We start from the raw sequence: 12,543 nt of genomic DNA, 5'->3' as shown, positions 1-12,543 counted from the left end.
TTCGAGGAGGGCGCCGAGGTAGGAGAAGACCGCGGTCGTCGCGGAGATCGTCAGGGCGGTGGTGGTGTAGGCGACCCACAACCGGGGTACGGCGAGCGAGCGCAGTTCGGTGCGCAGGCGGGGGCGCTCGGTCGTGGTGTCCCGTCCGCCGGGAAGCGTGGCCAGAACGGCGAGCGCCGACAGTACCGTCAGGACCGCGACCGCCCAGAACGCCGCCCGCCAGCTCGCGTGCTGCGCCAGCAGCGTGCCCGCCGGGACGCCGAGGATCATCGACAGGCTCAGCCCCGACACGACGACCGACATCGCCTTGCCGCGCCGGTCCGCAGGGACGACGGAGACGGCGGCGACCGAAGCGAGCGTCCAGAACCCCGCGTACGCCATCCCCGTCACCACCCGCATCGCCAGCAGGAACCCGAAGTCCGGGACGAGCGCGGCGGCCACGTGCCCCGCGACGAACACCGTCTGGAAACCCACCAGGGCCGACCGGCGTGGCAGCCGCAGCGTGGCCAGCGTCAGCAGCGGGGCGCCGACGATCATGCCCGCCGCGAACGCCGAGACCAGCAGCCCGGCGTCCGGCAGGGACACGCCGAGGTCGTCGGCCAGCGGGGGCAGCAGCCCGGAGAGCATGAACTCCGAGGTGCCCTGCGCGAAGGTGCCGAGGCCGAGGAGGTACACGAGGACAGGCATGGCGCTCCGGGGGACGTGGCCGGGGGGACGCCGTCCAGGCTCTCCCGGCCCTGCGGCTCGTCCGGCGCCGTACATGGCCCAGCCGAGCCGGGGTCCAGGTGGGCCACCCTCGGCCCGGTGCCGCTGCGGGCCGGGCCGAATACTGGGGGGATGGAGCAGAACGCCGAACTCGGAGACTTCCTCCGCAGCCGACGAGCCCGTCTGAACCCGGCCGACGCCGGGCTGCCTCCGGGGCCCGGTGTGCGCCGGGTCCCCGGTCTGCGCCGCGAGGAGGTCGCGCGGCTCGCCGGGGTGAGCACGGACTACTACACCCGCCTCGAACAGGGCCGTCACCCCCGCGTCTCCGAAGCCGTCCTGGACTCCGTGGCGGGTGCGCTGCGGCTGTCCCACGACGAGCGCAGCCACCTCTTCGACCTCGTACGCCACCGCACCGCCCGGTCCCGGCCGCGCCGCCCGGAGCGTGTGCAGCGGGTGCGGCCGGACGTCCATCAGCTCCTCGGTACTCTCAACGCCGCCGTCCCCGCGTTCGTCGCCAACCGCCGGCAGGACGTGCTCGCCGCGAACCCCCTGGCCCGCGCGCTGATCACCGACTGGGAGGCGCTGCCGTACCGGGAGCGCAACTTCGCCCGGTACGTGCTGCTCGACCCGGCGGCCAGGGAGCTGTACCGGAACTGGGACGAGGTCGCGGAGATCGTCGTCGCCGACCTGCGACTGGAGGCCGGCCGCCATCCCGACGACACGCTGCTGAACGAGCTGATCGGCGAGGCCGTCGTCAAGGTCCCGGAGTTCGGCACGTGGTGGGACAGCCACCGGGTGGCGCAGTGCGTCCACGGCACGCAGCACTTCCGGCACCCCGTGGTGGGGGACTTCACGCTCCACCACGAGACCCTCGCGTTCCCGGCCGACCCCGGGCAGACCGTGTGCCTGTACAGCGCCGAACCCGGTTCCGCGTCCGCCCAGGCCCTGTCCCTCCTCGCCAGCTGGAGCGCTCCCGAGCGGGACGCGCGTCCTCTGGGCGGCTCCAGCGACATGGACCTTCGGGTGCGTCTTCCACGTGACGACGGCCGTTGAGGCGGTCCGGAAGCAGCGGCCGGGCAACGGTGCGAGGCAGGCCCCCGCGTCGTCGACGAGCTTGCGGCTACAGTGAGGTCGCCCCTGTCCACCGCGCCGGAGCCCACTTTGCCGAACCTGTCCCACCTGGAGGAGATCTTCTCCGCCGAGGGTGACGGCGCCGCCGGCCCCGTGCGATCGCCCGGCTGGCAGAGCAACGTCTCGCCGCAGGGACTCACGGTGACATTGATCGCCGACTACACGTTCCCCGTCCGGGCGTGGTTGCCGTCGGCGGCGATCGTGGCCTTGCTCGGTGAGTTCGACGTGACCGCGGGCGCCGCCCGTACGACGATCAGCAGGCTGATGCGCCGTGGGGTGCTGGAGAGCAGCCGCCAAGGGCGGTACACCTCCTACCGGCTGACCCGGGAGGCCGCCGTCGACCTGTGGAGCGGCGCCAGCTCGATCGCCACCTTCACCACCCAACCGGACTCGTGGGACGGTCGGTGGACACTGATCGCCTTCTCCGTCCCGGAACAGGAGAGCACGCGGCGCCGCGCACTGCGCACCGCGCTGCGCTGGCGCGGATTCGCGCCGCTGTACGACGCGCTCTGGGTGTCGCCGCACCCGCTGACCCCCAAGGGGCGGATCGAGGTGGCCGACCTGGCGCGGGGAGCGGTGACCGTGTTCCGCGCGCGGCAGGAGGAACTGGACACGGAGGCGGACCGCAACCCGGTCCAGGCGTGGGACCTGCCCGGCATCACCGAGCACTACCGGGCTTTCATCGACCGTTGGAGCGGCTTGCTCGCACCCATCAGCGCCGACCGCGTCACCGGCGCCGACGCGGTGCGCGCACGGACCGAGGTCATGCACGCCTACCGCCACTTCCCCATTCTGGACCCGCTGCTCCCCATCGGGCTCCTGCCGCCGGGCTGGCCCCGGTCACGGGCGCGGGAAGTCTGCGTCGCGGTGTACGACGGTCTGCTCCAGCCGGCCCAGGACCACGTCCGCTCCGTGGCGACCCGGTTCGCGCAGGGGCCTCACCCCGACATCAGGGCCCATACGATCGCCGGCATGAGTGCGGGTATCGGCCACAGCTGACGGCAGGCCGCCGCGCGGGTGATCGGGCGGGCCCTGAAGACGTCACACCGTTCCCCCTGCGCCTGCGATCTGTCGAATGCGCGTCGAAGAGAACCGAATTGAGCGCCAATGATTGACAGACCGGCACCCGATCGGGAATGTACCTGTTGCAAGACATGTGGGAACGCTCCCAGAGGCGCAGCAGCCGATCCGACCACCCCCACCGCCAACTCCCCCCATCACCAAGGTCAGTCTCACCGCCGCGGCATCGCCCACGCCTCCCCCCGGCACCTGACCGAACAGCGCTCCGCACCCCCCACCAGGAGTCTTCATGACCATGCAACGGCGTAGCCTCGGGCACGGCGACCGGGACGGCGACACCGCGGCCCGCGACCGCCTTCGCGCCGACTCACCAGCAGGGAAGATCAGAGGAATTTTCCTTGCCTGCCTGTTGGCAGTCACCGCATCGGTTTACGGCGCGGCGCATCAGGCATCGGCCGATACCGCAGCACAGTCCAGCGCTTCACAGATCGTGGCCGACATGGGCGCGGGCTGGAATCTGGGGAACCAACTCGAAGCCACCACCAATGGATACCCCAGCGAAACAGCATGGGGCCAGCCGACGGTGACCCAGGCCCTCATCGACAAAGTGAGGGCGGCAGGGTTCAAGACGATCAGGGTCCCGGTCTCCTATCTGGGATACATAGGGCCCGGCCCGAATTACACGATCAACGCCTCCTGGCTGAACAGGGTCCAAGAAGTCGTCGACTATGCCTACAACAGGGGCCTGCATGTGCTGATCAACATGCACGGCGACGGCTACAAGACCGTCAACGGCTCCTGGCTGATCTGTGATTCACCTTCCCAGTCGACGATCAAGGCCAAGTACGAGAAAGCTTGGCAGCAGATCGCGAACAGGTTCAAGAACTACGACCAGCGCCTGATCCTGGAGTCTATGAACGAGGAGTTCGACGGGCAGTACGGCCGCCCGACCCAGCCGTGCTACTCGAACATCAACAGCTACAACCAGATCTTCGTGGACACCGTACGGAAAACGGGCGGAAACAACAGTTCGCGATGGCTGCTGGTGGCGGGCTGGAACACGAACATCGATTACACCGCGGGGAATTACGGCTTCGCGCTGCCATCCGACCAGTACCGCTCCCCCTCCATTCCCGCGAATGAGCGACGGCTCATGATCTCCGTTCACCACTACAGCCCCTGGGACTTCGCCGGAGAGGAGAACGGCACCATCACGCAATGGGGCCGAGCGGCGACCAACCCGTCAAAGACGTCGACCTGGGGACAGGAGGACTATCTGGACGCGCAACTCAAAATGATGCGCGATGCGTTCGTCTCGAAAGGGTATCCGGTGGTGGTGGGCGAATACGGCGCCATCGACAAGTCGTCATTCGATTCGTCGAACAACAGGTATCGCGCGGACTACGCACGGGCCGTCGTGGCCACGGCCAAGAAATACGGCGCAGCCACCATCTACTGGGACAACGGCGCAACCGATCGGTACGGGTTCGGGCTGTTCAACCGCCGCTCCCTCACGGTCACCCAACAGGGCATCATCAACGCCATCATGAATGGTTGACAGCTTCGCGCCCGATCGAGAAGCCGCGCGCACCCCCTCTGTGAACGCTCACAGTCACGACCTGAAGGTCTCTCCGACCCGCTCTCCGCCGCCCGCAACGTCTCATGCGCGGCCAACGCAAGGAAAGGACCGACCATGTCCCCGCAACCCCCCACACCAGTTGCCGGGCGCATCGGCCGCCGTACTCTGCTCAGGGCCACCACCGCGACGGCCGGCGCGATCGCCACCGCCGCCGCCTTCGCCGAGCTCCAGACACCGGCCGAGGCCGCCGAGGGATTCGTCAACGGCGCGGACATCAGCTGGGCGCCGCAGATGGAAGCGCGCGGCTACTCCTGGAAGAACGCGAACGGTCAGACGCAGGACCTGCTGACCATCCTCAAGGGATACGGCATCACCGCCGTACGCCTGCGCACCTTCGTCAACCCTTCCAGCAGCCCGACCGACGGGCACTGCTCCATCAACGAGGTCGCCGCCTTCGCCAAGCGGGTCAAGGCCGCCGGCATGTCGGTCATGCTGGACTACATGTTCGGCGACACCTGGAACTCCGTCGGCGTGCAGAACCCGCCCGCGGCCTGGCGGAACATGAGCTACAGCCAGATGCGCACCGCGCTGGGCGCGTACGTGAACCAGTCCATGACGGTCATGAAGAACAACGGCGTCCTGCCCACCTGGGTGCAGATCGGCAACGAGATCAACAGCGGGATCTGCCGCCCCGTCGGCAGCGTCTCCAACGGAGCGCAGCTGACGGGGCTGCTCAACGCCGCATACGACCAGGTCAAGGCGGTGTCACCGAACTCGACCGTGTGTATCCACCTGGCCCAGCCGCAGAAGTACGACGTGATGACGACGTTCTTCAGCCGCTTCGCGGCCAATGGCGGCAAGTGGGACATGTCCGTGTTCTCCTCCTACGGCAGCGCCGACGTCGCGCCCGGGATCGTGGCGAACATGAAGAAGATCTCCGCGCAGTACGGAAAGCCGTTCCTCCAGAGCGAGTTCGGGGGCCGGGCGGACCGCGTCTCCTCCACCCAGGCCTCGCTGGTCGCCTACATCAGGGCTCTCAAGGCCAACGGCGGGCAGGGCATCTTCTACTGGGAACCCGAGTGCATGTCCCCGTTCACCGGCTACGCCATGGGCGCCTGGGACTCCGCCACCGGACGGCCCACCGCGATCATGAACGGTTTCACCCAGGCCTGAGCAACGGGCCAGGGACCTCAACCCGGGCAACTCTCCGGTCGAGAACTGGGATTGGTGATTGTAATGGGCATGACATTTCCTCTCGAAGGGTACGGGGTCAGGCTGGGAGCCGCGGGTCTGCTGACCCTCGCGACACTGGTCGGCACCGGTGCGGCGCACGCCGATGCCGCCACGCGGGCGCTGCCGGCCGGCTGTTCCGGCACCGCGCCGATCAACTGTCACTACGCGGTCTCACCCGGCAACTACGACGTGACGGTCTCCCTCGGCGGTGCCGGTGCCGCCGAGACCGACATGTGGGCGGAGGCCCGGCGCCTGATGCTTCCGGCGACGAAGACGGCGGCCGGTGCCACCGCCACGTACTCGTTCACGGTCAACGTGCGGCAGCCGGAGGGGCAGCCGACCGGCCAGGGCGGCACCGGAAACCCCGGTCTTGACCTCCGGTTCGCGGGGACCAGCCCGCAGGTGTCGGCCGTCTCCGTGAAACCGGCGGCCCGGCCGCTGGTCGCCTACCTGGCCGGTGACTCGACCGTGTGCGACCAGCCCGTCGCCCCGTACACGGGCTGGGGCCAGATGATCACGCCGGCGGTGGGTCCCGGCGCGGCCGTCGCCAACTACGCCGACTCGGGGGAGAGTTCGGGCAGCTTCCTGAGGAACTCGGCGCTCTTCCCGGCGCTGCTGTCGAAGGTCAGGGCGAACGACGCGGTCTTCATCCAGTTCGGCCACAACGACAAGCAGACCAGCGCATCGGCCTTCCGGAGCAACCTCACCTCCATGGTCACGCAGGTCCGCGCGAAGGGCGGCGTCCCCGTCCTGGTGACCCCGCCGGTCCGCCGGCAGTTCAACGGCAGCCGGCTCACGCCCACCGCACTGCATGTCAACGGTCTCGGAGTGGACCTGCCCGCCGAGATGCGCTCGGTCGGCACCGCGCAGAACGTGCCGGTGATCGACCTGACCACGAAGAGCAGGACGCTGGTCGAGTCCCTCGGCCCGTCCGCCTCCGCACAGCTCTACCTCCGCTCGTCCGTCGACGGTGTCACGGACAACACCCACTTCTCGCAGTACGGCGCGAGCCAGATGGGCGGGCTGGTGCTCCAGAGCATCCGCGAGCAGCGCCTGCCCCTGGCCGCGTACCTGCGCTGACCGACACCCGGCGCCAGCCCCAAGGAGGGACCCGTTGAGGAACATACGGATTCTCATCACGACCGCGCTCGTGATCGCTCTGTCAAGTCTCGGTGTCAGCGCCGCGTCCGCGGCGGACCGCGTCGCCACGGACTGCACCAGCGCCTCCCGCGCCCAGGCCCCGGCCGCACGGGCGGTCGCCGCGCCGGTCACCGTGTGGCTGGCCGGCGACTCCACCATGGCCAACCCGAGTTCCGGCCGTTGCCCGGTCGGCTGGGGCAGCCAGTTCGACGCCCTGTTCAACAGCGACGTGACGGTCAGTAACCAGGCCGTGGGCGGTCGCAGTATCCAGACCTGGATGTACGAGGGGAACGTCAGCGGCACCAAGGGCTCGGACGGTGAGTGCCGCCTCACCTCCACCGCGTACTCCGCACGCTGGCAGGCGATGCTGAACGCGAGCACCGGGATGAAGGCGGGTGACTACCTGTTCATCCAGTTCGGCATCAACGACTCCTCCTCGGCCTGCCCCCGGCACGTCGGCCCGGCCCGGTACCGGCAGCTGATGACCACGATGGCCCAGGCCGCCCAGGCCCGGGGCGCACACCCAGTGCTGCTCACCCCGGTGGCCGCCATCACCTGCTCCGGCAACACCGCGACGAAGAACCGCGGCTTCGTGAACGAGACCGTCGCCGCCGGATCCGCCACCAGGGCCCCCGTCATCGACCTACAGACACTCAGTGTCGCGCTCTACAACAGTCTGCGCTTCTGCCCGAACAACGGCGACTACGGAGGCAACGGTCCCCTGGGCACCTTCTTCTGCGACGACCACACCCACTTCGACACCTACGGCGCCCAGCGCGTCGCAGGGCTCGTCGCCGGTGACGTACGCCGCCAGAACCTCCCGCTCGCCGGATATCTCAGGTAGTGCGGACAGTGGTACACGCGTCCATGGCAGTGTCACGAAGTCGGTCCGCTCGGGAGATGACGCTGTGAGAACCGCGAAGTCCGGCACCCCTGCGCTTCTGCTCTCGGTGGTCGTGGCGAGTTCCGTCGCCATGTCACCCGGCCCGGCGTCCGCGAGCGCCTCCGCGGCGGGAAACACCTACTACGTAGCCCCGAACGGGAACGACGGAGCAGCAGGTACGCAGGCCGCTCCGTGGGCATCGATCGCCCGTGCGCAGACCGTCGCCAAGGCGGGCGACACGGTCTACTTCCGGGGCGGCACCTACGCCTACACCCGCGCGAACAGCGCCTGTCCGAGCCAGACGTCCAGGGTCGACGCGATCACCCTCGACAAGAGCGGCAGTTCGGGCAACCCGATCCGGTACTGGGCCCAGCCGGGCGAGAAGCCGGTCTTCGACTTCTCACGGATGACGGACGACTGCCGCATCAAGGGCTTCGACGTCACCGGAAGCTGGATCCACCTCAAAGGACTGGAAGTCAGGGGCGTTCCCCAGAACAACAACCGCAACGCCGAGTCCTGGGGGATCTGGGTCTCCGGCAGCAACGACGTCTTCGAGCAGATCGACACCCACCACCACATGGGTACCGGCCTGTTCATCAGCGGCGGGGCCGGCAACCTCGTCCTCGACTCGGACGCGCATGACAACTACGACCCGCGCAGCAACGACGGGCCCGGTGAGAACGCCGACGGGTTCGGTTCGCACTACACGCCCGCCGGCCGGCCCGCGAACGTGTTCCGGGGCTGCCGATCGTGGTGGAACGCCGATGACGGGTTCGACCTCATCTCCACCTACTCTCCCGTGATCATCGAGAACTCGTGGGCCTGGCGCAACGGGTACGTCCCGGGGACGACGACGCCCTCCGGCAACGGAGCCGGCTTCAAGTCCGGCGGCTACGGGGGCGACTACGAGGCGAACGCGCCGAAGCACACCGTCCGCTCCTCGGTGGCCTTCCTCAACAAGGCGGCCGGCTTCTACGCCAACCACCACCCGGTGGCCAACGACTTCTTCAACAACACCGGCTATGGGAACCACCCCAACTTCAACATGCTGGGAATCGACTCGCGCGGCGCCGCCGTCGGCCGGGGCAACCTGCGCAACAACATCGCCTACACCGGAACGGCGACATCGAACATGAGCGGCACGAACGCCGCATACAACTCCTGGAACCTCGGCGTCCCCCTGTCGGACTCCCAGTTCCGCAGTGTGTCGACGTCCGGCTGGGACGCGCCCCGCCAGACCGACGGGACCCTGCCCGTGCTGCCCCACCTCCGTCTCGCGGCGAACAGCGCCCTGATCGACAAGGGCACCGACGTGGGACTCCCCTTCAGCGGAAGCGCGCCGGATCTCGGCGCCTTCGAGAATGACGGAAGGTGACCCCTTGAGGAAACGATCGCGTGTCCTCTCCCCGTACGGGAAGTTAGCCGCCGCCCTGTTGTCCGTGGCCCTGGCGGCGCCGCTCTCGCCGAGCACCGCCGCCGGTCTGAAGGCCGCTGACGAGGGCACGTTCCAGACCATCACGAACAACACCTTCTGGAACGACACCAGCGGCAACCCCATCTATTCGCAGGGCGGCGGGGTCTTCAAGTTCGGCGACACCTACTACTGGTACGGCGTGCACTACACCGGCGCCGAGCTCTACCGGGCCAATCCGACGAGGAAGTACGACGGGAACGTCAGCTTCGTCTCGATCCCCGTGTACTCGTCCAAGGACCTGGTGAACTGGAAGTTCGAGAACAACGTCGCGACACGCTCGACCAAGATCCATAACGGCGCCACCCTCGGTCAGGCGGGATGGGTCGGGCGGCTCGGGGTCACCTACAACGAGAACACCGGCAAGTACGTACTCGCCACCCAGGCATACGTCGGAGGCGGGCACGGTGTCCTGCTGCTCCAGGGCGACTCACCCACCGACACCTTCGACTACGGCTACTTCCAGACCCAGATCACCAACTCGCCGACGACCGGCACCGGGGACCAGACCGTCTTCACCGACGAGGACGGCAAGGACTACCTGGTCTTCTCCAACCGCGAAGGACGGTCGCGCGGCTTCGTGGCCAAGTTCCGGGAGTCCGACTCGCTGCGGATCGAGCCGGCCGTGCAGATCCGCAGCGGCGCCGGTCGCGAGGGCAACGCCATGTTCAAGCTCGACGGCAAGTACTACCACGCGGCGTCGGACCTGCACGGCTGGAACACCTCCGTCAACTACGTCAACGAGTCGACCAGCGGCAACATCCAGGGCGCCTACAGCAGCGAGTACGTCCTCGCCGGCACCGAGATGGACTACAGCCACGTGACCCAGACCGGGTTCTTCGTGACGGTCAAGGGCACCAAGCAGACCACGGTGCTCTACGCCGGCGACCGCTGGGCCGACTTCGCCTGGAACGGCATCGGGTACAACCAGTGGGTGCCGATCACCAGGACCGGCGCACGGCCGCAGTTCCACTCGATGAGCCAGTGGCAGTTCAACGCCACGACCGGGGAGTGGCGCGTCGGACCGGCGAATAACTACATCCTCAACCCCGACATCCAGGCCGACCGCGTCATCGTCTCCAGTGTGCGGGGATGGCGGAACCTCGGCGGTTCGGTGACCAACGTCAACGGTGGTGTGAACGGGTCTCGCTTCGCCCTCCAGGTGAGCAACGGCGGCGGCGTCGAGCAGCGGATCGAGTCGGCGCCCGCAGGCACCTACACCCTGTCCCTGCACACCCGCGGCAGCGCCGGACAGGTCGTGATCACCGGCGCCGACGGCAGCCAACGCACCCTCGCCCTCCCGTCGTCGAGCGGCTGGACCAAGCGCGAGCTCACCGGTGTCGAACTGCCCGGCGGGGCCGCCACCGTCACCGTGCGAGCGTCCGGTTCGGGCGGCGTCACCGTCGATCAGCTCTCACTCGTCAAGACCTCTGCCGGCACACCAGCGCCTCCGGAGTAGTGCCGGAGCACGATCGCCCGCGTCCATCGGCGCCGGCCTCACGCATCCCGGGCCGACCAACACCTTACGGAGTCACCATGACCTTGCGACGACGGACCTTCCTCAGCATGAGCGCGGCCGGAGCGGCGGGCGTGGGCCTGTCCCTGCTGGGGGCGGGCCAGGCACCGGCCGCCGCCGTACCCCTGGGCACCGCGCCGACCACGCCGTTCGCGGTCGGCGTGCGCCGGTACAACTGGACCCGCGGCAGCCGCCCGTGCACCACCTACGTCTACTACCCGGCCACCGGCACCGCCGGCGGCGCCCCGGTGACGGACGCCCCGGTCGCGGGCGGGGTCTTCCCCGTCTACAACATGACCCACGGCTACGGAAGCAGCCCGCAGAACTCCCTGTTCGTCATCCGGGCCCTGGCCTCGGCGGGCTTCATCGTCCCCGCCCCGCACTTCAACCACAACTTCAGCGACGTCAACAACGGCAACACCTCCAAGGACGTCTCGCAGATCCTCACCAACACCCTCGCGCTCAACGCGAGCGGACCGCTGGCCGGGCACATCAACACCGGCATCGGCGTCGGCGTCTCGGGTCACTCCCTGGGCGGCATGGTCACCCACGGTCTGCTGACCTCCTGGCCCGACAGCCGGATCGTCTCCGCCAACCCGCAGTCCTGCGTGGACATGGGCAACCCGTCCCGTTCGGTCTCGGCGAAGGTCCTGTTCGTCCACGGCGACCGGGACTCGACCACGCAGTACTCCTCGGCCCGGCAGGCGTACTCGGAGATTCCCTGGCCCAAGGCGTTCCTCACGTTCGTCGGCGGCAGCCACACCAGCTTCTGGAGCGACCAGCGCTTCCCGAGGACCGTCGTCGACTGGGCCCGCTGGACCATGTACGGCGACACCGCCGCACGGGACCGCCTCCCGGCCGACGCGTCCGGGTCCAACACCAGGTGGGAAGCGCAGCTGGGCAACCCGCCCGCAGGCCCGGGCTCCGACCAGCGCTTCACCCGCCGCCGGGTCTGACCGGGACCTGTCGTCGAGCACCGCTCGGGCAACAGGTCCGGGCGGTGCCCCGGCATGGGCGCCGGAGGTCCTGGGTGAAATGACGATGCCGCCCACGGGACCCAGGTTCGGCCGGTCCGGCGGTGTCATGCCGGGTCGATGAGGCGGCTCTCGTGGGCGAAGATCACGGCCTGTATCCGGTCCCGGAGTTCGAGCTTGTGCAGGACGCGCCCCAGATGGGACTTCACGGTCGCCTCGGCGAGGTACAGGGTGGCCGCGATCTCGGTGTTGGACAGGCCGCGGCCCACCTGGACGAGCACGTCGCGCTCGCGGGCGCTGAGCCGGCCGAGCCGCTGGTCGCGTTCGGCGCTGCTGCCGTCGGGGATGCGGGGGCGGAGGTTGTCCAGCAGGCGGCGGGTCATGCGCGGGGAGACCACCGCGTCGCCGGCGGCCACGCGGCGTATCGCGGTGAGGAGTTCCTCGGGCCGGGTGTTCTTCAGCAGGAAGCCCGAGGCGCCGGCGTTGAGTCCGGCGAAGGCGTACTCGTCGAGGTCGAAGGTGGTGAGGATGAGCACTCTGCTGCGCGGGGAGACGCGTACGACCTGCCGGGTCGCCTCGATCCCGTCGGTGCCGGGCATGCGGACGTCCATGAGGACGACGTCGGGGCGCAGTTCCCGGGCGAGGCGGATCGCTTCCGCGCCGTCCGCGGCTTCGCCGACGGGTGCCATGTCGGGCTGGGCCTCCAGGACNNCAGCGCTTCGTCGTCGGCGATGAGGATGCGGACGGTCATGCGGGGACCTCTCCTGCGGCGCCGCCGAGGCGGAGGCGGGTGTGGACTCCCCAGCCGCCGCCCGGAAGCGGTCCGGTCCGCAGGGTTCCCCCGTAGGCGGCGGAGCGCTCGCGCATGCCGGGAATGCCGTGGCCGGCGGG

General features: G+C 69.0%; 10 protein-coding genes and 1 pseudogene. 9 read left to right on the top strand and 2 right to left on the bottom strand.

Features of this window, described 5'->3' with window-relative positions; all coding sequences use genetic code 11:
• On the bottom strand, positions 1-687 hold a 687-nt coding region (locus AOK24_RS45240; protein WP_206191120.1), incomplete at its 3' end, for an MFS transporter.
• A gap of 150 nt (positions 688-837) precedes the next feature.
• On the opposite strand from AOK24_RS45240, the gene AOK24_RS00765 reads away from it, so the two are divergent.
• The 9 genes from AOK24_RS00765 to AOK24_RS00725 all read left to right on the top strand — a co-directional run bounded on the left by AOK24_RS00765 (position 838) and on the right by AOK24_RS00725 (position 11,634).
• A complete protein-coding gene (locus AOK24_RS00765) occupies positions 838-1,758 on the top strand; it encodes a helix-turn-helix transcriptional regulator (protein WP_055718068.1) in 921 nt (306 codons plus the stop codon).
• A 108-nt stretch (positions 1,759-1,866) separates the two neighbouring features.
• Entirely contained in the window at positions 1,867-2,835 is a 969-nt protein-coding gene (locus AOK24_RS00760) for a PaaX family transcriptional regulator (protein WP_055718067.1), read from the top strand.
• 310 nt (positions 2,836-3,145) lie between these two features.
• Complete coding sequence (locus AOK24_RS00755; RefSeq protein WP_240553592.1) at positions 3,146-4,414, top strand: glycoside hydrolase family 5 protein; 1,269 nt, start codon at positions 3,146-3,148, stop codon at positions 4,412-4,414.
• Between the two features lie 135 nt (positions 4,415-4,549).
• Positions 4,550-5,608, top strand: a complete 1,059-nt coding sequence (locus AOK24_RS00750) for a glycosyl hydrolase 53 family protein (protein ID WP_055718066.1) — start codon at positions 4,550-4,552, stop codon at positions 5,606-5,608.
• Positions 5,609-5,677: 69 nt separating this feature from the next.
• The gene (locus tag AOK24_RS00745) at positions 5,678-6,748 is read left to right on the top strand and encodes a rhamnogalacturonan acetylesterase (RefSeq protein ID WP_055718070.1); all 1,071 of its coding nucleotides are present in this window, start codon (positions 5,678-5,680) and stop codon (positions 6,746-6,748) included.
• A 34-nt stretch (positions 6,749-6,782) separates the two neighbouring features.
• The gene (locus AOK24_RS00740) at positions 6,783-7,652 is read left to right on the top strand and encodes a GDSL-type esterase/lipase family protein (protein ID WP_055718065.1); all 870 of its coding nucleotides are present in this window, start codon (positions 6,783-6,785) and stop codon (positions 7,650-7,652) included.
• A 64-nt stretch (positions 7,653-7,716) separates the two neighbouring features.
• A complete protein-coding gene (locus AOK24_RS00735) occupies positions 7,717-9,066 on the top strand; it encodes a right-handed parallel beta-helix repeat-containing protein (protein WP_107103860.1) in 1,350 nt (449 codons plus the stop codon).
• A gap of 4 nt (positions 9,067-9,070) precedes the next feature.
• Positions 9,071-10,621, top strand: coding sequence for a family 43 glycosylhydrolase (locus AOK24_RS00730; RefSeq protein ID WP_240553591.1), 1,551 nt, complete (start codon positions 9,071-9,073; stop codon positions 10,619-10,621).
• Positions 10,622-10,698: 77 nt separating this feature from the next.
• On the top strand, positions 10,699-11,634 hold the full coding sequence (locus tag AOK24_RS00725) for an alpha/beta hydrolase family protein (protein ID WP_055718063.1): 936 nt from the start codon (positions 10,699-10,701) through the stop codon (positions 11,632-11,634).
• A 125-nt stretch (positions 11,635-11,759) separates the two neighbouring features.
• Here AOK24_RS00725 and AOK24_RS00720 read toward each other — a convergent pair.
• Positions 11,760-12,362: pseudogene (locus AOK24_RS00720) on the bottom strand (response regulator); the annotation flags it as partial.
• Positions 12,363-12,543 lie beyond the last annotated feature (181 nt).

This window comes from Streptomyces niveiscabiei, assembly GCF_001419795.1.
Lineage (GTDB): Bacteria > Actinomycetota > Actinomycetes > Streptomycetales > Streptomycetaceae > Streptomyces > Streptomyces niveiscabiei.
Note: the sequence above shows the minus strand (reverse complement) of the source record. Positions and strands in the feature narration are given on the sequence as shown.